We start from the raw sequence: 23,777 nt of genomic DNA, 5'->3' as shown, positions 1-23,777 counted from the left end.
CGGTTCCTGCGCGATTTTCAATGCCGAAGCCCTTTAGACCTGCGCCTCGTTTGCCAACGCAAAGAGGTTCATATGAGTTACTATGTTGTCGTCGGAGCAGGCCCGGTCGGGCGTGAGACGGCTCGCCTGCTCGGTGAGCAAGGACATGACGTCATCCTGACAAGCAGGAGTGTCGGCGATATCGACTTGCCCGGCGTGCGCGCGAGGCAGGCGGACGCTACCGATGCCGCCGAACTTTCACGCATCAGCCGAGGTGCGGATGCCATCTTCATGTGTGCCATGGCGCCTTACCACCGGTGGCCGACCGACTTCTTTCCGATCGTCGACGGCACGGTGCGCGCGGCGGAGGCCGTCGACGCGAAGGTCATCCTGCTCGGAAACCTCTACGGCTACGGCGGAAACGCCGACAGTCCCCTTCGCTCGGACCTGCCTCTCGACCCGACATCGAGGAAGGGGACTGTTCGGACGATAATGTGGCAGCGTGTATCTCGCGCCAACGTGCCGGCTATCGAGGTGCGTTCCAGCGATTATCTGGGGCACGGCGCGGTCACCTACTTCTCGCTTCTCGCGCTGCCATCCATCGTTGAAGGAAAGCCTGTCGCCTTCTTGGGAGACCTCGACGCCGATCATGCCTGGGCTTTCATCAAGGACGTCGCCCGGACGCTCGTCGCGTCAGCCTCCTACACGGGTGAATGGGGTCGAGCCTTCCATGTCCCGTCGCAATACGCTTCGCCCCGCGATCTTATCCGCAGAACCGCGACGATGCTCGGAAGGGAGGTTGCGCCAATGCGTTGCTATTCCATCGCCGAGATGGAAGCCTTGGGCATGCATGAGCTCGCGGAAATGAAATATCTCTTCGATCGCCCGCTGCTGGTCGATGCTTCCGATACCGAGCGTCTCCTCGGCGTGAAGGCCAGCAGCCTTGACGTGATGATCGCGGACACTATCAGAGACCATCTCTGAACCAATTATATGAAGTGGAAACAAAGCGTTCCACCCGTCTGCTGACGGGTGGAACAAAGAGGCGGCCGGCAAAGAATGGCCGGCATCGAAAGCGCGTCGCGATCTTTCAGATTCGCTCCCGCGCTTTTAGGTTTTTGATTTTACGCATGTCTTTGCCCCGAAACCGGTTCCCACTTTCGGGAGACATGCTTTAGATCTGCCTTGAGGCCTTGTAGACGTTGACGCCGAGCTCGCGGATCTTCTTGCGCAGCGTGTTGCGGTTGAGGCCCAAAAGCTCGGCCGCCTTGATCTGGTTGCCGCGCGTCGCCGTCATCGAGGCCAGGACCAGCGGATATTCGACCTCGGCGAGGATGCGCTGGTAGAGCCCGGACGGGGGCAGATCGCCGGCAAAAGATGCAAAATAACGCTGCAGGAAATGCTCGACCGCCTGTCCGATCGACAGATCGTCGGGGATCAGCGCGCCGCCGTCCGGCACGACAGGCCTCTCGCCGGTCTTGAGCTCGGCCTCGATGATCTCGGCCGAAATCTCGTCCTGCGAATAGAGCGCGGCGAGCCGGCGCACCAGGTTTTCCAGCTCGCGCACATTGCCCGGCCAGGGGTAGCGTTTCATCAGCTCGATGCCGCCCGCGGAAATGCGCTTGGTCTGCAGGCCTTCGCTGGCGCCCTGCTTGAAGAAGTGGCGCACCAGGTCTGGAATGTCCTCGGAGCGCTCGCGCAACGCCGGCAGCCGCAGCGGCACGACGTTCAGGCGATAGAACAGGTCCTCGCGGAACAGGCCCTGGTTGATCAGCGTCCTCAGGTCCTTGTTGGTGGCAGCGACGATGCGCACGTCTGTCTTGATCGGCGTGCGGCCGCCGACGGTCGTGTATTCACCCTGCTGCAGCACTCGCAGCAGTCGCGTCTGTGCTTCCATCGGCATGTCGCCGATCTCGTCGAGGAACAGCGTGCCGCCTTCGGCCTGCTCGAAGCGGCCGGTGGAGCGGTTCTGGGCGCCGGTGAAGGCGCCTTTCTCATGGCCGAACAGCTCCGATTCGATCAGGTCGCGCGGGATCGCGGCCATGTTGATCGCCACGAACGGCCCGCCGCGCCGGCGGCCATATTCATGCAGCGCTCGCGCCACCAGCTCCTTGCCGGTTCCGGATTCGCCCGAAATCATCACCGTCAGGTCGGTCTGCATCATGCGTGCCAGCATGCGGTAGATGTCCTGCATGGCGGCAGAGCGGCCGACCAGCGGCATCGTCTCCGGCTGCTCGTCGGCACGCGAGTCGAGCTTCGGCCGCTTCGGCTCGGCCAGCGCCCGGTTGACGATGTTGAGCAATTCGGTGAGGTCGAAGGGCTTCGGCAGGTATTCGTAGGCGCCGGTCTCGGAAGCGCGGATGGCGGTCATGAAGGTGTTCTGCGCGCTCATCACGATGACGGGCAGTTCCGGCCGCGCCTTCTTGATGCGCGGCAGCATGTCGAAGGCGTTTTCGTCCGGCATCACCACATCGGTGATGACGAGATCGCCCTCCCCGGCCGCCACCCAGCGCCACAGCGTCGAGGCGTTCGAGGTCACGCGCACCTCGTGGCCGACGCGCGACAGCGCCTGGTTGAGCACGGTGCGGATGGCCGCATCGTCGTCGGCGACGAGAATATTGCCGCGAACGGTCATTTGCGGTCTCCTTCTGCTTCGTCGCCGGCGCCGGGCGTTGTCTCCTTCCAGGCCGGCATCAGGACGCGGAAGGTGGTTCCGCGCTGCGTCGAATCGCATTCGATGATGCCGCCGTGCTCGCCGACGATCTTTGCGACCAGCGCCAGGCCAAGGCCCGAGCCGTTCGGCTTGGTGGTGATGAACGGATCGAAGAGGATCGGCAGAATGTCCTCGGAAACGCCGGGGCCATTGTCATGCACGCAGAATTCCAGCGGCAGCGAAACACGGTCCTGCGTTCCCGGAACGGAAACGCGGATTCCGGGCCGGAAGGCCGTCGACAGCACGATCTCGCCCTGCGGATCGGCGCCGATCGCCTCGGCTGCGTTTTTCACCAGGTTGAGGAACACCTGGATCAGCTGATCGCGGTTGGCATAGACAGGAGGAAGCGATGGATCATATTCCTCCAAGATCTTGATACGCTTGGCAAAACCGTTCTTGGCGATCGCCTTCACATGATCGAGCACGACATGGATGTTGACCGGATAGCGCTCGATCGGCCGCTCGTCGGAAAACACTTCCATACGGTCCACCAGCGAGACGATGCGGTCGGTCTCGTCGGTGATCAGCCGGGTCAGCGCGCGGTCCTCGTCGGAGGCCGACAGTTCGAGCAGTTGCGCCGCGCCGCGGATGCCGGAAAGCGGGTTCTTGATCTCATGCGCCAGCATGGCCGCCAGGCCGGTGACCGAGCGCGCGGCGCCGCGATGCGTCATCTGGCGGTCGATCTTGTCGGCCATCGACCGCTCCTGGAACATCACGACGACCGAGCCTGGGAATTCCGGCACCGGTGCGACATAAAGGTCGACCATCTTCTCGATGCCGAGGCGCGGCGATGAGACGTCGACGCGATACTCGTTGACCGGCGCGTGGCGCTCGCGCACCTGGTCGACCAGCGTCAGCAACGGGCTGCCGAACGGCACCAGCTTGGACAAGGTGTTGCGCGCGAGCATGGTCGCGCTGGAGCGGAAGAAGTCCTCGGCATCCGCGTTGGCGAAAGTAATGAAGCCGTCGGCGTCGACCATGATCACCGGGCGGCGGATGGTGTTCAGCACGATGTTTGCGGCATCCTCCATGCCGGCCGCCTGTGGGACACTCGCCTTCATGCCGCGCTCCGCATCTCAGTCGACATGCCAATGTCGGCAAGGGCCTGGCGCAATCCACGGATGACTTCGGCCGGCTCGAAAGAGGTCAGAATACGCTTCCGCTGCTCCGCCGAAACGCCGGTGGCGTGGCGATCCAGATACCAGCCGAGATGCTTGCGCGCCTGACGCAGCCCGCTTTCCACTCCGTAGAGCGAGAGCATGTCCTCGTAGTGTGCAACGGCGTAATCGGCGAGCGCGTCCGGCGTTGCGGGAATGCCTGGCGCAGACATACCAACGGCGGCCGCAGCTATGCTGCCAGCGATCCACGGCGCGCCGTAGTGGGCGCGGCCGACCATCACCGCGTCAGCGCCGGATTGTTCGAGGATTGCCGCCGCTTCCTCCGGTGAGCCGACATCGCCATTGGCGACCACCGGGATCGAGACCGCCTGCTTGACGCGCGCGATGGCGCGCCAGTCGGCCTTGCCCTGATAGAACTGGCAGCGCGTGCGGCCATGCACCGTCACCATCCTCACGCCGGCCTGTTCTGCCCGTCGCGCCAGCATCGGCGCATTGAGCGCGTCCTCGTCCCAGCCGAGCCGCATCTTGACCGTCACCGGCACGGAAACGGCGCCGACCACCGCCTCGATCAGCGACAGCGCGTGGTCGAGATCGCGCATCAGCGCCGAGCCGGCATAGCCGCCCGTCACCTTCTTTGCCGGGCAGCCCATGTTGATGTCGATGATGTCGGCGCCCTCGCCTGCCGCTATGCGCGCGCCTTCGGCCATGTGCGCGGTCTCGCGGCCAGCAAGCTGCACCATATGGACGGGCAGCCCGGAATGGCGGATGCGCAGGCCGCAGCCCGTCCTGCCCTTGGCCAGTTCGCCGCTCGCCACCATTTCCGAGACGACCAAGCCTGCGCCGTGCGCATGGGCGCGCTGGCGGAACGGCTCGTCGGTAATGCCCGACATCGGCGCGAGGAACACGCGGTTGCGTATCTTCACGCCGCCGACATCGAGCGGCGAAGCCAATGTGGTCAATTCAGGCATGCACAAAAACCAAGCATGTTCGATTGCTGCACATTCTCTAGCCAGATGCAAGCCGTTGTGCAACGCGCAATGACGTCACATTAAGGCGCATTTTGGAAAATGCTGGCTTTCAGCCTTCGCCCCGACTAGGAGCGGTTGACATGACCAACGCAAGTGAAATTCCGGCAACAGAAGCGAACGAGAAGGTCGCCGTGGTCATCGTCGCCGCCGGGCGAGGCGCGCGCGCCGGGCAGGCCGATGGGCCGAAGCAGTACCAGCGCATCGGCGGTCGCGCCGTCATCGCGCACACGCTGGAAGGATTCCTGTCGCATCCCGATGTCGGGCCGGTGGTCGTGGCGATCCATGCCGACGACCGCGAACTGTTCGAGCGCGCGGCCGGAGCTAATGCCGGGCGCGTCATCGCGGTCACCGGCGGTCCATCCCGCCAGGCTTCCGTTCGGCTCGGGCTGCTGGCGCTCAGGGAGCAGGCGCCGTCGAAGGTGCTGGTGCACGATGCGGTGCGCCCATTCGTCGACGCCGGGCTTATCGACCGCACCATCGCGGCGATCGGCGAGCGCCAGGGTGCGCTGCCCGCGCTGCCCGTCGCCGACACGCTCAAGCGGGAATCCGCCGCGGGCATGATCGAGGAGACCGTGCCGAGGGCAGGCCTTCATGCCGCCCAGACGCCGCAAGGCTTTCCGTTCTGGCCGCTGCTGGCCGCGCATGAGAAGGCGCATCGCCTCGGCAAGACCGAATTCACCGACGATGCCGCTATCGCCGAATGGGCGCATATTCCGGTCAAGATCGTCACCGGCTCGCCGGACAATGTGAAGCTCACTTGGGCAAGGGATATCACGATGGCCGACCAGCGGCTTTCCAGCGCGCTGCCGCGCTTTCCGGACATCCGCACCGGCAATGGCTACGACGTGCATGCCTTCGAAGCCGGCGACCACGTCACGTTGTGCGGCGTCGCCATTCCCTACGATCGAAAACTCTCCGGCCATTCGGACGCCGATGTCGGGCTTCACGCGCTTACCGATGCGCTGCTTGCCACTTGCGGCGCCGGCGACATCGGCACGCATTTCCCGCCGTCGGACCCGCGATGGAAGGGTGTCGCGTCGAAGATCTTCGTCGAGCATGCGGCGAAGCTGGTGCGCGAGCGCGGCGGGCGCATCGCCAATGCCGACGTCACGCTGATCTGCGAGGCGCCGCGTGTCGGGCCGCACCGCGCGGCAATGACGGCGGCGCTCTCGGCGATGCTCGGCATTGCTCCGGAGAGGATTTCGATCAAAGCGACGACGAACGAAAAGCTCGGCTTTGTCGGACGAGGCGAAGGCATTGCGGCCATTGCCACCGCCAGCGTCGTCTATCCGGGAGATGTGCCGGCATGAGCAATGCCGAACTCGCCAACGCCCTCCTCCAAGCCTGCCAGCAACGCGGCATCATGCTGGCGACGGCCGAAAGCTGCACCGGCGGCATGATCATTGCGGCGCTCACCGACATTGCCGGCTCCTCAGCCGTGGTCGACCGCGGCTTCATCACCTATTCCAACGAAGCCAAGATGGAGATGCTGGACGTCTCCGCCACCACACTCGACGCCCATGGCGCCGTTTCGCGCGAAACGGTACTCGAAATGGCAGCGGGGGCGCTGACGCATTCTCGCGCCAGCCTCTCGCTGGCTGTCACCGGCATTGCCGGCCCGAGCGGCGGCTCGGCGGAAAAGCCGGTCGGTCTCGTCTGGTTCGGGATAGCACTTGCCGGCCAGCCGGTCATCGCCGAGCAGCAGCTCTTCGGCCGTAAGGGCCGCGAATTCATCCGTCACGAGACGGTGCGGCACGCGCTGCAGCTTGGGCTGCGGGCGCTTGGTGAGAGTTAGGCGGGCTTTGCGCCGTAGATCACGTCCGCCCGCTTTTCGAAGGCTTCGGAGAACATGCGGAAGGCACGGTCGAACATCGTGCCCATCAGCGCGCCGAGGATGCGGCTCTTGAATTCGTAGTCGATGAAGAAATGCACTTCGCAGCCACCGTCGGCCGGGTCGAAGCGCCAGATATTGCTGAGATATTTGAACGGGCCGTCGATGTATTTGACGTCGATGGCGTTCTCGTCGGGCTTCAAAAGCACCTGCGTCGTAAAAGTCTCGCGGATCGCCTTATAGCCGATGCTCATGTCGGCGACGAGGATGGTGCGGCCGTCGCGCTCCTTGCGAGAGCGTACGGTCAACGCTTCGCAGAGCGGCAGGAATTGCGGATAAGCCTCGATATCCGCCACCAGCGCGAACATCTGTTCCGGCGTGTAGGCGACGCGGCGGGTGGCTTCAAATTTCGGCATCTAACCGGTCAGCTGGCTTTTTCGAGCTGGGCCTTGCGCGCCGCGCGCAACCTGGCGAAATCCTCGCCGGCGTGATGCGAGGAGCGCGTCAGCGGGCTCGACGCAACCAGCAGGAAGCCCTTGGTCTTGCCGATCGTCTCGTAGGACTTGAACTCGTCCGGCGTGATGAAGCGGATCACCGGATGGTGCTTCTTCGAAGGCTGCAGATACTGGCCGATGGTCATGAAGTCGACATTGGCCGAACGCAGGTCGTCCATGAGCTGCAGCACTTCGTTCCGTTCCTCGCCCAGGCCGACCATGATGCCGGACTTGGTGAAGATCGACGGATCGAGTTCTTTCACGCGCTGCAGCAGGCGGATCGAATGGAAGTAGCGAGCGCCCGGGCGGACCGTCAGGTAGTTCGACGGAACGGTTTCCAGATTGTGGTTGAAGACGTCGGGCTTGGCCGCGACGACGATCTCCAGCGCGCCATCCTTGCGCAGGAAGTCGGGCGTCAGGATCTCGATCGTCGTCGAAGGGGCGGCCACGCGGATGGCATGGATGACGTCGGCAAAATGCTGCGCTCCGCCGTCGTCAAGATCGTCGCGGTCGACCGAGGTGATGACGACGTGGCTGAGGCCCATCTGCTTGACCGCATGGGCGACACGCGCCGGCTCATCCGGATCGAGCGCTGTCGGGATGCCGGTGGCGACGTTGCAGAAGGCGCAGGCGCGCGTGCAGATCTCGCCCATGATCATGAAGGTGGCGTGCTTCTTGTCCCAGCATTCGCCGATGTTCGGGCAGCCGGCCTCCTCGCACACCGTCACCAGCTTGTTCGATTTCACGATCTCGCGCGTCTCGGCATAGCCCTTGGAAACCGGCGCCTTGACGCGAATCCAGTCCGGCTTGCGCAGCACTTCCTGGTCCGGCCTGTGCGCCTTTTCGGGATGCCGCGGGCGCGGCGCGTTGGCGATCGTGTCGAGAACAGTGACCATCTCAAACCCTTCGCGGCCGCTGGCATCGCGGCCGCCCGTCTGCGTCATCTAGGACTTTTCGGAGCAAAGAAAAAGGCCGCGCCGGCGCATGCCGCCACGGCCATTTTCGCATAGCGGTTTATTCATGCGGCTCAGCGGCGCACCAGCCGCCCAACAAAGATCAGCAGGCAGGCGCCGATGAAGCCGGTGATCAGGTAGGCCACCCAGCCGACGCCGAATGACTGGATGTTGAGAGCCTGCAGGATCGCGTTCAACACCACCGCGCCGACGATGCCCATGATGATGTTCATGAAGATGCCGGTGTTGCTCTTCATGACCATCTCGGCGAGCCAGCCCGCCAGACCTCCGATGATGATGGCTGCGATCCAGCCGACGCCATTCAAATGCATATGCCAACTCCTCCTGTGCCAGGTGGACGTGCATCCGGATATGAGCGGCCTTGCCCTCCGGCTGCCGAATATGAGTCTCGCGCAGCCAATCTATCATCGATTTGCGATTTATCATGCGTTCAAAGCGCGGCCATAGGCGTCGAGCACGCTTTCCTTCATCATCTCCGACAGCGTCGGATGCGGGAAGATCGTGTGCATCAGCTCTTCCTCGGTGGTCTCCAGGTTCATCGCCACGACGAAGCCCTGGATGAGCTCGGTCACTTCGGCGCCGATCATATGCGCGCCGAGGAGCTGGCCGGTCTTCTTGTCGAAGATGGTCTTGATGAAGCCCTGGTCCTCGCCAAGCGCGATGGCCTTGCCGTTGGCGCCGAACTGGAATCGGCCGACGCGGATGTCCTTGCCTTCGGCTTTGGCCTTGGCTTCGGTGAGACCGACCGATGCGACCTGCGGGCTGCAATAGGTGCAGCCCGGGATCTTCAGCTTGTCGATGGCGTGCACGCCCGGGAAATTGGCGATTTTCTCGATGCAGATCACGCCCTCATGCTCGGCCTTGTGCGCAAGCATCGGCGGCCCCGCCACGTCGCCGATGGCATAGATGCCGGGCACATTGGTCTTGCCGTAGCCGTCGACGACGACGCAGCCGCGGTCGGTCTTCACGCCGAGCGCCTCGAGGCCAAGATTTTCGATGTTGCCCTGCACGCCGACGGCCGAGATCATGCGGTCGGCGGTGATTTTTTCCACCTTGCCGTCCTTCATCTCGACATGCGCGGTGACCGAGTTGGCGCCCTTATCGACCTTGGTCACCTTGGCTTCGAGCAGAATCTTCATGCCCTGTTTCTCGAATTGCTTCTGCGCGAATTTGGAAACCTCCGCGTCCTCGACCGGCATCACCGCCGGCAGCAATTCGACCACCGTCACCTCGGCACCCATGGTGAGATAGAAGGAAGCGAACTCGATCCCGATGGCGCCGGAGCCCATCACCAGCAGGGACTTCGGCATCTCCTTCGGCACCATCGCCTCGAAATAGGTCCAGATCAGCTTACCGTCCGGCTCGATGCCGGGCAGCGCGCGCGGCCTTGCGCCGGTCGCCAGGATAATGTGCTTGGCGGTGTAGGTGCCCTCGCCCTTTACGCCTTTCGGCACCGGCGGCTGCGGCTCCATCGGCTTCTTGGCTGTCTTGGACACCACGATCTCACCCGGCTTTGTGAGTTTCGCCTCGCCCCAGATGACGTCGACCTTGTTCTTCTTCATCAGGAAGGCGACGCCGCCATTCAGCCTGAGCGAGACCTTGCGCGAACGGTCGACGACGGCGGCCGTATCGGGGCTGACCTTGCCGTCGAGCTTCAGGCCGTAATCCTTGAGGTGGTCCGAATAGTGCATGATCTCGGCCGAGCGCAGCAGCGCCTTGGTCGGGATGCAGCCCCAGTTGAGACAAATGCCGCCGAGATGCTCACGCTCGACGATCGCCGTCTTGAAGCCGAGCTGGGCGGAGCGCACCGCAGTGACATAGCCGCCGGGGCCTGAGCCGATGATGATGACGTCGTAGTTCTCAGCCACGGGTTTTTCTCCCTGATCTTTCTCGGGGTTAGAGTGAGAGCATCACACGCACGAGCGGCGCCAGCGACTGGCCTATCCGGCGCGTGTTTTCCGCATCGAGATGGACGCCGTCGAGCGGCGTGGTCGTCGCCACGCTGCCGGCATCAAAGAAGCCGCAGCCGGCCTCGTCGGCAAGCGTGGAATATTGCGGCGCCAGCCGCTTCGAGGCATCGTCGCCGCCGGCGAACATTTCCTTGAACTCAGCATTGTCGGTGCGGGTGACGGCCGGCGGCGCGACGATGAGGATCTGCGGCGCCGGCCAGTCGAACGGATAGTCATGGCCGCGCACGATATCGATCAGGCGCTGCATGCCCTGCTTGGCGGCAACGGGATTACCGTGGATCCATGGCTTCATGTCGTTGGCGCCGAGCATGAAGATGATCAGGTCGAGCGGCGCGTGGCTGGTCAGGACCGTCGGCAGCGTCCTCGCCCCATTCCGGTCAGCCCCGGCCAGGTGATCGTCGAAGGCGGTCGTGCGGCCGTTCAATCCCTCGGCAATGACCTCAATGCCGTCGCCCAGTGCTGCCTTCAGCACACTCGGCCAGCGATCTTCCAGCGCGTGGCGGCCGAGGCTGGCGGCGTCATAGCCCCAAGTCAGCGAGTCGCCATAGCAGAGGATTGTCTTCATGCGGCTGCCCCAACCCTGTCGAAACCTGACCGAGAGCACCTTACGCGCCGGCGTGCGATCAGTTCGCCAGCGGGATCGGAAACGATGAAGGCGAAAAGGCCGGTGAAGATTTTCCGCACCGCCTTTTCCCTTCCTAGACCAGCATGCCCATCGGGTTTTCGATCATGCGCTTGAAAGCGCCGAGCAATTCAGCGCCGAGCGCGCCGTCGACGGCGCGGTGATCGGTGGACAGCGTCACCGACATCACGGTAGCTATCTTGATCTCGCCTTTCTTCACCACCGCGCGCTCCTCGCCCGCGCCCACCGCGAGGATGGTCGCGTGCGGCGGGTTTATGACGGCGGCAAAATCCTTGACGCCGAACATGCCGAGATTGGACACGGCCGTCGTGCCGCCCTGGTATTCCTCGGGCTTCAGCTTGCGGCTGCGGGCGCGGCTCGCCAGATCCTTCATCTCGTTCGAGATGACAGACAGCGTCTTTTCGTCGGCATGGCGGATGATCGGCGTGATCAGGCCGCCGGGGATCGACACGGCGACGCCGACATCGGCGTGCTTATGCTTGACCATGGCGTTGTCGGTCCAGGAGGCGTTGGCGTCCGGCACCGCCATCAGCGCCATGGCCATCGCCTTGATCACCATGTCGTTGACCGAGAGCTTGTAGGCGGGAACCTCGCCCTTCTCGGTCTTCTTCATCGGCGCCGCCGCGTTGAGCTGGGTGCGCAGCGCCAAGAGCGCGTCGAGCTCGCAGTCGAGCGTCAGGTAGAAATGCGGGATGGTGCTCTTGGCCTCGACCAAGCGGCGCGCGATGGTCTTGCGCATATTGTCGTGCGGCACGAGCTCGTAGGAGCCCTCGGCGAAGAGCTTCAGCACCTGATCGTCCGACATCGGCTTTGGCGCGGGGGCGGGAGCGGCCGGTGCACCCGCGAGAGCCTTGGCGGCAGGCGCCGGCTTGGCGCCGCCGGAAGCGATCGCCGCCTCGACGTCGGCCTTCACCACGCGGCCGTGCGGACCGGAACCGCTGAGCGCCGCCACGTCGACGCCGGCATCCTTGGCGAAGCGGCGGGCAAGCGGCGACGCGAACACACGCTCGCCGCCGGCGTGGCCGTTGGCGACCGGAGCGGGCTCGGCCTTCGCCGGCGCGGGCGCCGCGGCTGCCGGCTTCGGCGCTTCCTTGGGAGCCTCGGTCTTCGGGGCTTCCGCTTTCGGCGCTTCCGCCTTGGGTGCTGCCCCGCCGTCGGCTTTTGCAGCCGCACTGGCATCCTCGCCTTCACCTGCCAGGATAGCGATCACGGCGTTGACCTTGACGCCTTCGGTTCCGGCCGGAACGACGAGCTTGGCGACGGTGCCTTCATCGACGGCCTCGACTTCCATCGTCGCCTTGTCGGTCTCGATCTCCGCGATCACGTCGCCGGGCGAAACCTTGTCACCTTCCTTGACCAGCCACTTGGCGAGATTGCCCTCTTCCATCGTGGGCGACAGGGCCGGCATGGTGATGTTGATTGGCATCGCTCACTCCTGAATGAATTTGAACAGGCCGCGCATGACCGTCAGCGTGGCGACGATGAAGACCGGCGGCAGGACGCCGAAGTGGAAACTGCTTTTGGTCATTTCCAGGCTCATCATGCCGCCCGTCTGGTCGACTTGGGCAGAGCCGGTCGCGACGGTTGCGAGAACAAGCGAAGCGACGCCGCTGAGCATCAGCAGGATCGCATCAAACTTGCCCGTCATGGAGCGCACCAGAAAAGCAATCCCGACTGTGGGCGCGACGATAGCAGCCAAGACCCAGAAGGACGGCATTGGCGTCGCTCCCTATCGATAGGTGACGGCTTTGACTGCCTCGACGACCTCGCCGACATTGGGCAGGGCGAGCTTCTCGAGGTTCGCCGCATAGGGCATCGGCACGTCCTTGCCGGCGATGGTGATCACAGGCGCATCGAGGAAGTCGAAGGCGCGCTGCGACACCTGGCTGGCGATGTGGTCGCCGACCGAGCTCTGCGGGAAGCCTTCCTCCACCACCACGAGACGGTTGGTCTTCTTGACCGAGGCGATGACGGTGTCGAAGTCGAGCGGACGGACGGTCCTGAGATCGATGATCTCGGCATCGATGCCCATGCCGCGCAGCTCGGCTTCCGCCTTGACCGCGTAGGTCATGCCGATGCCGAAGGAGACGATGGTGACGTCCTTGCCCTGCTTGTGCACGCGCGCCTTGCCGATCGGCAGCACGAAATCGTCGAGTTTCGGCACGTCAAAGGACTGGCCGTAGAGGATTTCGTTCTCGAGGAAGATGACCGGGTTAGGATCGCGGATCGCCGCCTTGAGCAGGCCCTTGGCGTCGGCCGCCGTGTAAGGCATCACTACCTTCAGGCCGGGGATATGGCTATACCAGGCGGCATAACACTGCGAGTGCTGGGCGGCGACGCGCGCGGCCGCGCCATTCGGGCCGCGGAACACGATCGGCGCGCCCATCTGGCCGCCGGACATATAGAGCGTCTTGGCGGCCGAGTTGATGATCTGGTCGATCGCCTGCATGGCGAAGTTGAAGGTCATGAACTCGACGATCGGCTTCAGGCCGGCCATCGCTGCCCCGACGCCGACGCCGGCAAAGCCGTGTTCGGTGATCGGTGTGTCGACAACGCGCCGCGGCCCGAATTCCTGCAGCAGGCCTTGGGTGATCTTATAGGCGCCCTGGTACTCGGCGACTTCCTCGCCCATGACGAAGACGTCGCCGTCGCGGCGCATCTCTTCGGCCATCGCGTCGCGGAGCGCCTCGCGCACCGTGGTCGACACCATCTCGGTGCCGGCGGGAATGTCCGGGTCGGCGGCAATCTCGGCCTTCGGCGCGGCGGCGACGGGTTGCGGCTTGGCGGGAGCCTCTTCCTGCGCAGCAGGCGCCGGCGCTGCGGCGGTCTCAGCCTTGGCAGGCTCTTCGCCGATGCCTTCGCCAGCCTTGTCGACGTCTTCACCGTCGACCGCAAGCACGGCGATCACCGCGTTCACCTTCACGCCTTCGGTGCCGGCAGGAACCACGATCTTGGCGAGCGTGCCTTCATCCACGGCCTCGACTTCCATCGTCGCCTTGTCGGTCTCGATCTCGGCGATCACGTCACCGGCGACGACCTTGTCGCCTTCGTTCTTCAACCACTTGGAAAGATTGCCCTCTTCCATCGTCGGCGAGAGCGCGGGCATGAGAATTTCGATCGGCATGTCCTTGCCCTCCCCTTAAAGCAGCACGTCGGTCCAGAGCTCGGACGGATCCGGCTCGGCGTCGTTCTGGGCGAATTCGGCGGCATCGGCGACGACGTCGCGAACCTCCTTGTCGATAGCCTTGAGCTCGTCCTCGCTCGCCCACTTCTTGCCGAGCAGCCGCACCCTCACCTGCTCGATCGGATCATGCTCGGAGCGCATCTTCTGCACTTCCTCCTTGGAGCGGTATTTCGCCGGGTCGGACATCGAGTGGCCGCGATAGCGATAGGTCTGCATTTCAAGGATCAGCGGGCCGTTGCCGGCGCGACACCATTCGGCGGCGACGTTGCCCGCGGCCTTCACGGCGCGGACGTCCATCCCGTCGACCTGCATGCCGGGGATCTTGAAGGAAGCGCCGCGATGGGAGAAATCGGTCTCGGCCGACGAGCGGGAGACCGAGGTGCCCATGGCGTAGCGGTTGTTCTCGATGATGTAGATCACCGGCAGCTTCCAAAGCGAAGCCATGTTGAAACTTTCGTAGACCTGACCTTGGTTGGCGGCGCCGTCGCCGAAATAGGTCAGCGTGACATTCTTGTTGTCGCGGTAGCGGTTGGCGAAGGCCAGACCGGTGCCCAGCGACACCTGCGCGCCGACGATGCCGTGGCCGCCGTAGAAATGCTTCTCCTTGGAGAACATGTGCATGGAGCCGCCCTTGCCCTTCGACAGGCCGCCGCGGCGTCCCGTGAGCTCGGCCATGACGCCGCGCGGCGACAGTTCCATCGCCAGCATGTGGCCGTGGTCGCGATAGGCGGTGATCATCTGATCGCCCTCGACCAGCGCCATTTTCATGCCGGTGACGACGGCCTCCTGGCCGATGTAGAGGTGGCAGAAGCCGCCGATGAAGCCCATGCCATAGAGCTGGCCGGCCTTCTCCTCGAAGCGGCGGATGAGCAGCATGTGCCTATAGGCGGAAAGCTCTTCTTCCTTGGTGAATTCGATCGGCTTGGGGGTGGAAAGGACCGACGATTTGCCGTCGGATCTGGATTTGGACTTGGCAGGCGCTTTTCTGGCGGCGGTGGCCATGCATCACTCCCTGTTGGCGTCTCTTCGCGGACATTCAGGGAGAGCGACCGTCTCCCCACCGATTTGAGCGAGGCTAACACGCAAGGATGCATTGCGCCATGCTGAAAAATGCATGGCTGGCATGCATCTAAGCGGTTAGAATCGTTGCAAATAAATACGATTAACCGAAATCCGGTTATTTCGCAGGCGCAGGCAGCATTATGGTGATTTCGTCGGGCTGGGACAGATTGAGCGCCTTTCGGGCCTGCTCGTCAAGCATGTCCTTCTCCAGCGTGCCTTCATGCATGAGCTGGACACGACGTTCCAAGTCGACCCGGCGCGCCTTGACGGTGTTGAGCTGGGCCTGCAGTTCGGCGGCCTGGGCCTGCAGCCGATATTTGGAATAGATGCCGAACTCGCCGTGATAGGCATGGAATCCGAAATAGGCCAGGAACAGCACGCAAAGCGACGGAACGATCAGCCTGCCGGTGTTTCTCTGCTTGTGCTGACGTGTCCACATGACCCGAAACCCTCGCTTGCCGCGAACGCAAGCGGCTATCCGAATCTTTTCGCCCAATTGTGCTTAATGGACGGTTACGACCAATCGGACGCGAGGTCTGAAAAGAACGAAAAGGGCGGGAATGACCCGCCCTTTTCATGGTTCGAAAAAGATACCCGGATCAGCCCTTGACCACCGACTTGCCGGCATAGCGCGCCTGCTTGCCGAGCTCCTCCTCGATGCGGATGAGCTGGTTGTACTTGGCCATGCGGTCCGAGCGCGACAGCGAGCCGGTCTTGATCTGTCCGCAATTGGTCGCGACCGCGAGGTCGGCAATGGTCGAATCCTCGGTCTCGCCCGAGCGGTGCGACATGACGGCGGTATAGCCCGCCTTGTGCGCGGTCTCGACGGCGTCGAGCGTTTCGGTCAGCGAGCCGATCTGGTTGACCTTGACCAGGATGGAATTGGCGACGCCCATGCGGATGCCGTCGCGCAGCCGCGCCGTGTTGGTGACGAAGAGATCGTCGCCGACGAGCTGAACTTTCTTGCCGATCAGGTCGGTCAGGACCTTCCAGCCCTCCCAATCGTCCTCGGCAAGGCCGTCCTCGATGGTGATGATCGGATAGTCGGAAGCGAGCTTGGCGAGGTATTTGGCCTGCGCCTTCGGATCGCGGGTCTTCTTTTCGCCCTCATAGACGTAGTTGCCGTCCTTGAAGAACTCGGTGGCGGCGCAGTCGAGACCAAGCGCGACGTCCTCGCCCGGCTTGAAGCCGGCCTTCTCGATCGATTCCATTATGAAATCGAGCGCCAAGGGGGCGCTCTTCAGGTTGGGGGCGAAGCCGCCCTCGTCGCCGACATTGGTGTTGTGGCCGGCGTCCTTCAGCTTCTTGCGCAGCGTGTGGAAGATCTCCGAGCCCCAGCGCACGCCGTCGCGCAGCGTCGGTGCGCCGACCGGCAGGATCATGAATTCCTGGAAGTCGATCGGATTGTCGGCATGGGCGCCGCCATTGATGATGTTCATCATCGGCACCGGCAGGATGTGCGCCTTGGTGCCGCCGACATAGCGGTAGAGCGGCAGGCCGGCGGCCTCCGCGGCGGCCTTGGCGACCGCCAGCGACACGCCGAGGATGGCGTTTGCGCCGAGGCGGCTCTTGTTCGGTGTGCCGTCGAGCTCGATCATCGTCTGGTCGATATGGATCTGGTTCTCGGCCTCCATGCCGCCGATCGCCTCGAACAGCTCGCCGTTCACGGCCTCGACCGCCCGCTCGACGCCCTTGCCGAGATAACGCGGCCCGCCGTCGCGCAGCTCGACCGCCTCGTGCGCGCCGGTCGAGGCGCCCGACGGCACCGCGGCGCGGCCCATCGAGCCGTCTTCCAGCACCACGTCGACCTCGACGGTCGGATTTCCACGGCTGTCCAGGATTTCACGCCCGACAATGTCGATGATGGCGGTCATTGCGATGTCCCCGATTGATCGATTGAAGCGTCGCGCCCCTCTTAGCCAAAGCACCGCAAAAGGCAATCGGGCCGCCTGCAAATATTGCCGGCGCCATGATTCACGAAGCGCAAATTTCTGTCATCATAAGTCATGCGCATGACCGACCCTTCTGAACTATGATCGGGTTCGCGCGGGGCGAAACAGGAGGAGTTTCGCCATGTCCCAGTTGAGCGGTATCGTGAGTTTGTTTCTGATTGCGGCGGCGTTCCTGACTTCATGCGACAGTCAGAAACCCCAGCAAAGCTCGATGGAGCTTTCTACCCTGCGCGCGGCCGAGTAGAGGTCCAGAAACGCGAAGGCCCTCGGATTTTTCCGGGGGCCTTTCGATTCCGTTGCTTGACGGTCAATGCCAATAGGGCGCTACGTGGTAATACTCGAAGGATGCATCGCGCGCCGCTTCGCCGTCGGCGCCGGTCAATTCTTTGATCGAGTACGCGGGCGCCGCCTTGAGCTGGTCCTTGGTGAAAGGCACGACGTAGCCGCCCTTATCCGCGTCATAGTCGAGGCTCGCCCATGGGATGGCGTGATATTTCTCGCCCATGCCGAGGAAACCGCCGAAGCCGATGACGGCGAACATGATGCCGTTCGACATCTTGTCGAGCATGACGTCCTCGACGCTGCCGATGCTGCTGCCCTCGGTGTTGTAGACCGACGTGCCGATGACGCGCGAGGCGGCAATGGCTTCGGTGTGCCCAGACGGGGTGGTCATTGTGGTGCTCCTCTCAAGTTGAAGTGCCTGTTTTGACAATGAGGGGAGCGAACGAAGGTTCCAGACTTTTCCGCTGGCGCCTGATCCTAGTCGGTGAGGATGAAGGTCACCTTCATGTTGACCCGACAGGCGGAGATCTTGCCGTTTTCGACCACGATCTTCTGGTCCTGGATCCAGGCGCCTTCGACGTTCTTCAGGGTCTTTGCGGCGCGCGCAATGCCCTTCTCGATCGCGTCCTGAAAGCTTTTGTTGGACGACGACGTGATCTCGGTGACCCGGGCGACAGACATGGCTTCCTCCCGCCAAAGCACTCAGTTGCGGAGAAGAGGGTTACAGCCGGCGGTTGCCAGCGACAAGCCAGACGAGGTTGCGGGCATGCTGCCATTGCCAGCCGGCCGCACTGCATGGCAATGTCGTGTCAGGGGAGCTGGGGATGAGCGGACAGCGCGGTCGGCGGCAGGCTACGGTGCAAGCACCGGCACCAATGGTCGACGCCAACTCTGCCAATGCCTTCAGCGGTTATTTCTTTGCCGGCGCGATGGGCCTGATCGGCATTCTGATCGTCTGGTATTTCGAGCTTCCGCTCAATTTCGACGTCACCGATCGCGAATTCAATCCGCTGATCTTCGTCCCGGTCCTGTTCATGCCCATCGCGCTCTACTCGCTGCTGAAGGCGATCCGCGACACCTTGCGGGTTCGCAAGTTCGGCACGACGACACTGGTCTGCGGGCCTGCAATCGCCGGCAGGCGCTTCGAAGGTTCGCTGCGATCAAGCCGCGATCTGACCCCGGGTGGCGATTACAGGGTGCAACTGCGATGCATCCGCACCTATCGGGTCGGCGGGCCGGTCGTAGTCACCAGCGGGACACAAAAATCGACCTACAAGGATGAGCTCAGGTGGCAGGAAACGGTGGTCGTGCCGAGCGCGTCGATCCGGTCGAGCGCAGGCATTCCCTTCGCCTTCCAGATACCGCCCGATGCGCTCGCTTCCAAAGGGCCGCCGATCTACGAGCGGGTGCATGGCAATGTGCGATGGATCCTGACCGTCACCGCCCCTATGCGGGGACTGGACTACTACGCCGTCTTCGCAATCGACATGCGGGGTGCCGGCCGTAGCGAATGATGGCAAGATTTAGCGCCCCTTGGCGACGCGATCGAACGCCATCAGCTTTTCAAGCAAGGCCGGCATGTCCTTGAGGGGCACCATGTTGGGGCCGTCGGAAGAGGTCGAGTTGTCCGGATCATGGTGGGTCTCGATGAAGACCCCGGCAACGCCGACGGCGACGGCAGCGCAAGCCAGCGTCGCGACGAAGCGCCGTTCGCCGCCGGAGGAGCCGCCCTGCCCGCCCGGCTGCTGCACGGAATGAGTGGCGTCGAAAATCACCGGCGCGCCGATCTCCGCCATGATCGGCAGAGCGCGCATGTCCGACACCAGCGTGTTATACCCGAAAGAAGCGCCGCGCTCGGTGACCAGCACATTGGCGTTGCCAGAACCGGTGATCTTGGCGACGACGTTCTTCATGTCCCACGGAGCCAGGAACTGGCCCTTCTTCACGTTGACGACCTTGCCCGTCCGCGCCGCGGCGACAAGCATGTCGGTCTGGCGCGAAAGGAAAGCCGGTATCTGCAGGACGTCGACATGCGGCGCAACGATCGCGCATTGCTCCTCGGTGTGGACGTCGGTCAACACCGGGATGGAGAACGCCTTGCGCAAATCGTCGAAGATGGGCATCGCCGCCTCGAGGCCGGCGCCGCGCGTCGCCGACAGCGAGGTGCGGTTCGCCTTGTCGTAGCTCGTCTTGTAGACGAGCCCTATGCCCAGCCGCTCAGTCAGTTCCTTTAGCGCACCGGCCATGTCGAAGGCGTGCTGGCGCGATTCGAGCTGGCAGGGGCCGGCGATCAGCGACAAGGGCGCATTGTTGGCGAAGACGACCTTGCCGACGGTTACCGATGCATTGGGCGCCAGGGGCTCGCTCATGGGATCTCCCGAAAGATGAAGGCTGCGCCCTGACCGGGCGTCGGCGGCACGACGATCTCGTCGCCGCTCATGTCGTGTTCGATCGCGTTGGCCGCAAGTAGCTGGGCGGCGGCGGCAATGCTGCGAACCGCAAAGATGATGGCCGCAAATCGCAGATCCGAGAGGCTCCCTGCCGATACACCAAAGCGCGAGGCAAAAGCGTCGGGCGTCAGAACGGTCAAAGTCGCGTTGGGCAATCGAACCTTGTCACCGTCGTTCGCGTCCTGACCGGCGGCGGTCGACAGCAGCCTGGCCTGGCTCGAAGGCCTGTCGCTGACCGCGACGATCTCGATGATGCCGGTCACCCCATTGGCATGCGCCTGCAGTGCCGTACGGTCGATCTTCGGCGCATTGATGCGCTGGCAGGCGAATAGGAATGAGTCCGTTGCCTTGCTGTCGGCCACGAACGCCAGTTTGAACGATGCCGTGTCGCTTTTGCCCGTGGTGTCGGTGAAGGCGCGCGAAAAGCTCAGCATGTTGCCGGCAGACAGCCCTGCTTCGACATAGCGTGCTTGGTCGGCATCGGCATCGGCGGTTCCGAACACGACCGCGGAGAAGCCCTCGTCGCCAAGCCTGCTGCGGTAAAGGCGGTCGCGCGCGACGAAGACGTTGCCTTCACCTATCGCCCGATCGGCCGTTTTTTCATCGCCGACGGCCAGCGGCTCCAGATAGGTGCCGTCAGCGAAAAAGACGCAGGCGTTTTCGGTTCCGAACGGATGGATGCCGGTCGGCGCGACGACAAAGCCGAGCGACGAAAGGCGCAGCCTTGCGATCTCGAGGCTTCGCGTGGGCAGAACGAGATGGTCGAGCGGATGTGTCGAAGTTTCGGTCATACCGGCGCGGTGTGCCCCATTCCGGAAATCGGTTCAAGGCCCGACGTTCAAGGTATCGATGGAGCGGATTGCCTTTGGCTCAGGCGGCGGCAACGACGTCGGCCGAATAGCGCAGCTCACGCAAAGGCTTCACCTTGCTGGTCGTCTCCGCATAGATCGGATGCGCCTTATAGGCGGCGAGCGCCGCCTCGTCTTCGAACTCGGCATAGACGACAACGTCGATCGCGTTGGAGAACAGGTCGACCTTGGTGTTGAGCGTCACCTCGAAATGCTTCGAATGAGGGATGTTGCCCAGCGCCTGCAGGCCTGACCGTACGGCCTCCACATCTTCCTTGCGCCGTACGCTGAAGAAAACGATGTGCCGGATCAATCCAGCCTCCTTGATCGACGGATGAGCGCGTTTTGTGGGAGCAAGGCCGTCGCGTCAACCGGCAACGATGTCGCGCCCTGCCGTCGAGGCGGCAGCGTCGGGCCTCAGGCCGCGCCGGTGACGTAGCGTACGATGCGCGACATCTCCCTGACGGTCGCATCGAGATAGTAGCCGTGGTTGTAGAGGCCGTCCCAGATCAGGAAGAAGGTGATGGCGACGATGACGATCACATAACGCATGGCTGAAGCTAGCGCATGTCGCCGGCCGGAACCAGAGCGCCTTGGCTGCAATTGTCCGAGGTCACTGTTTTTGCGCTTTCAGGTTGCTCCTCCGTGGTTTGATGCGAATTCGGTGGGTTGTTAGGCTGGGGATACATAGGAGATTGGACACATGGCGCTCAAACGGATGGACAACGTAGGGATCGTCGTCGATGACCTCGAACAGACGATTGATTTCTTTCGCGAGCTCGGTCTCGAGCTCGAAGGACGGGCCACGATCGAAGGAGAATGGGCTGGACGGGTCACTGGACTGGGCGATCAGCGCGTCGAGATCGCCATGATGCGCACGCCGGACGGCCACGGCCGGCTCGAGCTCTCCCGCTTCCTCGCGCCGCCCACCGTCGCGGATCACCGCAACGCCCCGGTGAATGCCCTAGGCTACCTCCGCGTCATGTTCGCCGTGGACGACGTCGATGAGACGCTCGAAAGGCTCCGCAAGCGCGGCGCGCAGCTCGTCGGCGATGTAGTCCAGTATAAAGACGTGTATCGGCTCTGCTATATCCGCGGACCTGAAGGGCTTCTCATCGGGCTCGCCCAGGAACTCAGCTGAACACAATGACGAAGAGCGCCCCATGTCAGCGCGCGCGTCTCACAACGGGCCCTGCCGCAACTTTAAAGCGTGATGCGGTATTTGGCAAATCCCACCTCGCCCTCGCCCGCGGGTTCGATCTTCAGCGACTTGACCTGATCGATGAAATCCTTCGCCCTGGGGCCGGTCTCGAAGACGACGCTGGTGCCGGCCAACGGCGCGAACGACCAGTTGCCGTCCGCCGACGGGTTGATCGTGCCCTCGCTGACGACGTAGCGCACGATCACGTCACGATTGGTGTCGGGAGCCTCGTAGATGATCTTCGAGGCGTTGATGTCGGGGAAATTACCGCCGCCGCCCGCCCGATAGTTGTTGGTGGCGACGACGAATTTCGCCGCCGGATCAATCGGTTTTCCGTCGAACTTCAGATCGACGATGCGGCTGGAGCCGGCGTTGGCGATGCCGCCCTTCGAATCGTATTTAGGCGGCTGCGACAGGTCGATCCTGTAGGTGACGCCGTCGATGACGTCGAAATTATAGGACGGGAAGTCGGTGTTGATCAGCGGTTGATCCGCTTTGCCCGGTTCGATCCTGTTGAAGATGCCGGCCGACATCTCCAGCCATTCCTTCACCTGCGCGCCGGTGATTTCCACCGCCCGCACCGTGTTCGGATAGAGATAGAGGTCGGCGACATTCTTGATGGCGATGTCGCCGACCGGGACGTCGGTATAATAGTCGGCGCCGTTGCGGCCGCCTGCCTTGAACGGTGCCGCCGCCGACAAAAGCGGCACGTCCTTCCATTGCGTGCTCTTCAATATGTCCTTGAGGTACCAGCTCTGCGCCTGATTGACGATCTGCACCGACGGGTCGTCGGCGACCAAGGCGAAATAGGAATAGAGCGGCGCGGACGTCTTGCCGACGGGGCGGCGGACATAGGCGAGCGTCGCCTCGTGATCCTGCGCCAGCGCCGCGATGATGCGCGTGTCGTCGCCGACCTTGGCCTTGTTCTTGTTGTCGACGCGCTCATAGATCGGCCTCGCCTCGGAGGTGGCCGAGACGATCCGCCATTTCGAGCCGTCGCGCTCCAGCAGCAGGTCGATCAGGCCCATATGCGAGCCCCAGAAGCCGCCCATCACCGCGGCCTTGCCCTGCAGCGTGCCCTTCTCGGTGTCGACGCCGTCCAGCGCCTGGAAATCCTTCTTGCCGGGGAAGACGAGATGCTGATGGCCGGTGAAGACAGCGTCGATGCCCTCGACGCCGGCGACGAAGAACGAGGCGTTCTCCATCATGTCGCCCTGCTTGACGTCGATGCCCGAATGCGAGAGCGAGATGACGATGTCGGCGCCTTCCTCCCTGATCTGCGGCACCCAGGCCTTGGCCGCCTCGACGATGTCGCGCGTCTTCACATTGCCTTCGAGGTTCTTCAGGTCCCAGACCATGATCTGCGGTGGCACGAAGCCGATGACGCCAATCCTGATCGGCTGCTCGGCGCCCGAGCCGTCCTTGATCTTCTTGTCGAGGATCACATAGGGCTTGAGGTAGAGCTTGTCGTCGCGCGGGTTGGTGGCAAGCGCGGTGCCGCGGATCAGGTTCGCACAGACGAAGGGGAAATTGGCGCCGGCCAGCACTTTGTCCATGAAAGACAGGCCGTAATTGAACTCATGATTGCCGAGCGTCGAGCATTCATAGCCGAGCAGGTTCATGCCCTTCATGACCGGATGCAGGTCGCCGTCCTTCATGCCTTTCTCGTAGGCGACGTAGTCGCCCATCGGATTGCCCTGCAGTAGATCGCCATTGTCGATCAGCATGGCGTTGGTGGCTTCCTTGCGCACGGCGTCGATCAATGAGGCCGTGCGCGACAGGCCCATCGTGTCGTTCGCTTTGTCGGCGTAGTAGTCGTAGGGCAGCAGGTTCACATGGATGTCGGTCGTTTCCATGATCCTGAGATGCGCCTGGTTGGCCTGAGCGCGGGCGGAAAACGGGTGCAGCATGATCAGCGCCCCGCTGGCGGCGGCGCCGGCCAGGAACGAGCGACGACTGACGAACGGTTGCGACATTGTTTCCTCCTATTCGACAACGCAACAACCCCTGCCCCGAGCGCCGAACATGGCGTCGAAGGCGTTGCGAGT

27 protein-coding genes are annotated in these 23,777 nt (G+C 63.3%); 6 read left to right on the top strand and 21 right to left on the bottom strand.

What is annotated here, in order from left to right:
• Nucleotides 1–72: 72 nt before the first annotated feature.
• On the top strand, nt 73–963 hold the full coding sequence (locus QAZ22_RS21205) for an NAD-dependent epimerase/dehydratase family protein (protein ID WP_278207900.1): 891 nt from the start codon (nt 73–75) through the stop codon (nt 961–963).
• Between the two features lie 190 nt (nt 964–1,153).
• Here the strand turns inward: QAZ22_RS21205 and ntrC are convergent, their stop codons facing one another.
• The 3 genes from ntrC to dusB are packed head-to-tail and all read right to left on the bottom strand — an operon-like array spanning nt 1,154 to nt 4,778.
• Nucleotides 1,154–2,614: a nitrogen regulation protein NR(I) gene (gene ntrC / locus QAZ22_RS21200; protein ID WP_278202652.1), complete on the bottom strand. Its 1,461-nt coding sequence runs from the start codon at nt 2,612–2,614 to the stop codon at nt 1,154–1,156.
• Complete coding sequence (locus tag QAZ22_RS21195; protein ID WP_278202651.1) at nt 2,611–3,753, bottom strand: nitrogen regulation protein NR(II); 1,143 nt, start codon at nt 3,751–3,753, stop codon at nt 2,611–2,613. The genes ntrC and QAZ22_RS21195 overlap by 4 nt, the downstream gene beginning before the upstream one ends.
• Nucleotides 3,750–4,778 (bottom strand): tRNA dihydrouridine synthase DusB, encoded by a 1,029-nt coding sequence (gene dusB, locus QAZ22_RS21190; protein WP_278202650.1) that lies wholly within the window; start codon nt 4,776–4,778, stop codon nt 3,750–3,752. Before dusB ends, QAZ22_RS21195 begins: the two co-directional genes overlap by 4 nt.
• A 140-nt stretch (nt 4,779–4,918) precedes the next feature.
• Here dusB and QAZ22_RS21185 point away from each other — a divergent pair, with 140 nt between their 5' ends.
• Both QAZ22_RS21185 and QAZ22_RS21180 read left to right on the top strand, forming a co-directional pair.
• Nucleotides 4,919–6,148: a bifunctional 2-C-methyl-D-erythritol 4-phosphate cytidylyltransferase/2-C-methyl-D-erythritol 2,4-cyclodiphosphate synthase gene (locus tag QAZ22_RS21185; RefSeq protein WP_278202649.1), complete on the top strand. Its 1,230-nt coding sequence runs from the start codon at nt 4,919–4,921 to the stop codon at nt 6,146–6,148.
• On the top strand, nt 6,145–6,633 hold the full coding sequence (locus QAZ22_RS21180) for a CinA family protein (RefSeq protein ID WP_278202648.1): 489 nt from the start codon (nt 6,145–6,147) through the stop codon (nt 6,631–6,633). Before QAZ22_RS21185 ends, QAZ22_RS21180 begins: the two co-directional genes overlap by 4 nt.
• Here the strand turns inward: QAZ22_RS21180 and QAZ22_RS21175 are convergent.
• The 11 genes from QAZ22_RS21175 to eno form a co-directional block, all read right to left on the bottom strand.
• Nucleotides 6,630–7,085, bottom strand: coding sequence for a type II toxin-antitoxin system RatA family toxin (locus QAZ22_RS21175; RefSeq protein WP_278202647.1), 456 nt, complete (start codon nt 7,083–7,085; stop codon nt 6,630–6,632). The genes QAZ22_RS21180 and QAZ22_RS21175 overlap by 4 nt on opposite strands.
• 8 nt (nt 7,086–7,093) lie before the next feature.
• A complete protein-coding gene (gene lipA, locus QAZ22_RS21170; protein WP_278207899.1) occupies nt 7,094–8,059 on the bottom strand; it encodes a lipoyl synthase in 966 nt (321 codons plus the stop codon).
• A gap of 131 nt (nt 8,060–8,190) precedes the next feature.
• Entirely contained in the window at nt 8,191–8,448 is a 258-nt protein-coding gene (locus tag QAZ22_RS21165) for a GlsB/YeaQ/YmgE family stress response membrane protein (RefSeq protein ID WP_059188542.1), read from the bottom strand.
• Nucleotides 8,449–8,559: 111 nt separating this feature from the next.
• The gene (gene lpdA / locus QAZ22_RS21160) at nt 8,560–10,005 is read right to left on the bottom strand and encodes a dihydrolipoyl dehydrogenase (protein WP_278202646.1); all 1,446 of its coding nucleotides are present in this window, start codon (nt 10,003–10,005) and stop codon (nt 8,560–8,562) included.
• A 28-nt stretch (nt 10,006–10,033) separates the two neighbouring features.
• Nucleotides 10,034–10,672, bottom strand: a complete 639-nt coding sequence (locus QAZ22_RS21155) for an SGNH/GDSL hydrolase family protein (RefSeq protein WP_278202645.1) — start codon at nt 10,670–10,672, stop codon at nt 10,034–10,036.
• Between the two features lie 133 nt (nt 10,673–10,805).
• Nucleotides 10,806–12,176 (bottom strand): pyruvate dehydrogenase complex dihydrolipoamide acetyltransferase, encoded by a 1,371-nt coding sequence (locus tag QAZ22_RS21150; RefSeq protein WP_278202644.1) that lies wholly within the window; start codon nt 12,174–12,176, stop codon nt 10,806–10,808.
• Nucleotides 12,177–12,179: 3 nt separating this feature from the next.
• Nucleotides 12,180–12,467 (bottom strand): hypothetical protein, encoded by a 288-nt coding sequence (locus tag QAZ22_RS21145; protein WP_278202643.1) that lies wholly within the window; start codon nt 12,465–12,467, stop codon nt 12,180–12,182.
• Nucleotides 12,468–12,479: 12 nt separating this feature from the next.
• Nucleotides 12,480–13,874, bottom strand: a complete 1,395-nt coding sequence (locus QAZ22_RS21140) for a pyruvate dehydrogenase complex E1 component subunit beta (RefSeq protein ID WP_278202642.1) — start codon at nt 13,872–13,874, stop codon at nt 12,480–12,482.
• 15 nt (nt 13,875–13,889) lie between these two features.
• The gene (gene pdhA, locus QAZ22_RS21135; RefSeq protein ID WP_278202641.1) at nt 13,890–14,936 is read right to left on the bottom strand and encodes a pyruvate dehydrogenase (acetyl-transferring) E1 component subunit alpha; all 1,047 of its coding nucleotides are present in this window, start codon (nt 14,934–14,936) and stop codon (nt 13,890–13,892) included.
• 175 nt (nt 14,937–15,111) lie between these two features.
• Nucleotides 15,112–15,435 carry a septum formation initiator family protein gene (locus tag QAZ22_RS21130; RefSeq protein ID WP_278202640.1) on the bottom strand — a complete coding sequence of 108 codons (324 nt, stop codon included), beginning with the start codon at nt 15,433–15,435 and terminating at the stop codon, nt 15,112–15,114.
• Nucleotides 15,436–15,595: 160 nt separating this feature from the next.
• On the bottom strand, nt 15,596–16,870 hold the full coding sequence (gene eno / locus QAZ22_RS21125; protein WP_278202639.1) for a phosphopyruvate hydratase: 1,275 nt from the start codon (nt 16,868–16,870) through the stop codon (nt 15,596–15,598).
• Nucleotides 16,871–17,069: 199 nt separating this feature from the next.
• Between eno and QAZ22_RS21120 the strand changes: the two genes are divergently transcribed.
• Nucleotides 17,070–17,192, top strand: a complete 123-nt coding sequence (locus tag QAZ22_RS21120) for a hypothetical protein (RefSeq protein WP_278077365.1) — start codon at nt 17,070–17,072, stop codon at nt 17,190–17,192.
• Nucleotides 17,193–17,255: 63 nt separating this feature from the next.
• Here the strand turns inward: QAZ22_RS21120 and QAZ22_RS21115 are convergent, their stop codons facing one another.
• Complete coding sequence (locus tag QAZ22_RS21115) at nt 17,256–17,621, bottom strand: PRC-barrel domain-containing protein (RefSeq protein WP_278077366.1); 366 nt, start codon at nt 17,619–17,621, stop codon at nt 17,256–17,258.
• An 86-nt stretch (nt 17,622–17,707) separates the two neighbouring features.
• The gene (locus QAZ22_RS21110) at nt 17,708–17,911 is read right to left on the bottom strand and encodes a dodecin family protein (protein ID WP_278202638.1); all 204 of its coding nucleotides are present in this window, start codon (nt 17,909–17,911) and stop codon (nt 17,708–17,710) included.
• Nucleotides 17,912–18,054: 143 nt separating this feature from the next.
• Here QAZ22_RS21110 and QAZ22_RS21105 point away from each other — a divergent pair, with 143 nt between their 5' ends.
• Nucleotides 18,055–18,744: a hypothetical protein gene (locus QAZ22_RS21105; RefSeq protein WP_278202637.1), complete on the top strand. Its 690-nt coding sequence runs from the start codon at nt 18,055–18,057 to the stop codon at nt 18,742–18,744.
• A gap of 9 nt (nt 18,745–18,753) precedes the next feature.
• Here the strand turns inward: QAZ22_RS21105 and kdsA are convergent, their stop codons facing one another.
• The 4 genes from kdsA to QAZ22_RS21085 all read right to left on the bottom strand — a co-directional run bounded on the left by kdsA (nt 18,754) and on the right by QAZ22_RS21085 (nt 21,080).
• Complete coding sequence (kdsA, locus tag QAZ22_RS21100; RefSeq protein ID WP_278202636.1) at nt 18,754–19,599, bottom strand: 3-deoxy-8-phosphooctulonate synthase; 846 nt, start codon at nt 19,597–19,599, stop codon at nt 18,754–18,756.
• On the bottom strand, nt 19,596–20,471 hold the full coding sequence (locus QAZ22_RS21095; RefSeq protein WP_278202635.1) for a VOC family protein: 876 nt from the start codon (nt 20,469–20,471) through the stop codon (nt 19,596–19,598). Before QAZ22_RS21095 ends, kdsA begins: the two co-directional genes overlap by 4 nt.
• Nucleotides 20,472–20,550: 79 nt before the next feature.
• On the bottom strand, nt 20,551–20,841 hold the full coding sequence (locus QAZ22_RS21090) for a Dabb family protein (RefSeq protein ID WP_126089306.1): 291 nt from the start codon (nt 20,839–20,841) through the stop codon (nt 20,551–20,553).
• A gap of 104 nt (nt 20,842–20,945) precedes the next feature.
• On the bottom strand, nt 20,946–21,080 hold the full coding sequence (locus tag QAZ22_RS21085) for a hypothetical protein (RefSeq protein WP_278077372.1): 135 nt from the start codon (nt 21,078–21,080) through the stop codon (nt 20,946–20,948).
• Nucleotides 21,081–21,231: 151 nt separating this feature from the next.
• On the opposite strand from QAZ22_RS21085, the gene QAZ22_RS21080 reads away from it, so the two are divergent.
• A complete protein-coding gene (locus tag QAZ22_RS21080; protein WP_278202634.1) occupies nt 21,232–21,669 on the top strand; it encodes a VOC family protein in 438 nt (145 codons plus the stop codon).
• Nucleotides 21,670–21,731: 62 nt separating this feature from the next.
• Here the strand turns inward: QAZ22_RS21080 and QAZ22_RS21075 are convergent, their stop codons facing one another.
• Complete coding sequence (locus QAZ22_RS21075; protein WP_278202633.1) at nt 21,732–23,705, bottom strand: bifunctional 2',3'-cyclic-nucleotide 2'-phosphodiesterase/3'-nucleotidase; 1,974 nt, start codon at nt 23,703–23,705, stop codon at nt 21,732–21,734.
• Nucleotides 23,706–23,777 lie beyond the last annotated feature (72 nt).

The sequence above is a fragment of the Mesorhizobium sp. WSM4906 genome (assembly GCF_029674625.1).
In the GTDB taxonomy this organism is placed as follows: Bacteria; Pseudomonadota; Alphaproteobacteria; order Rhizobiales; family Rhizobiaceae; genus Mesorhizobium.
This window is presented reverse-complemented; position numbering and strand designations above follow the sequence as displayed.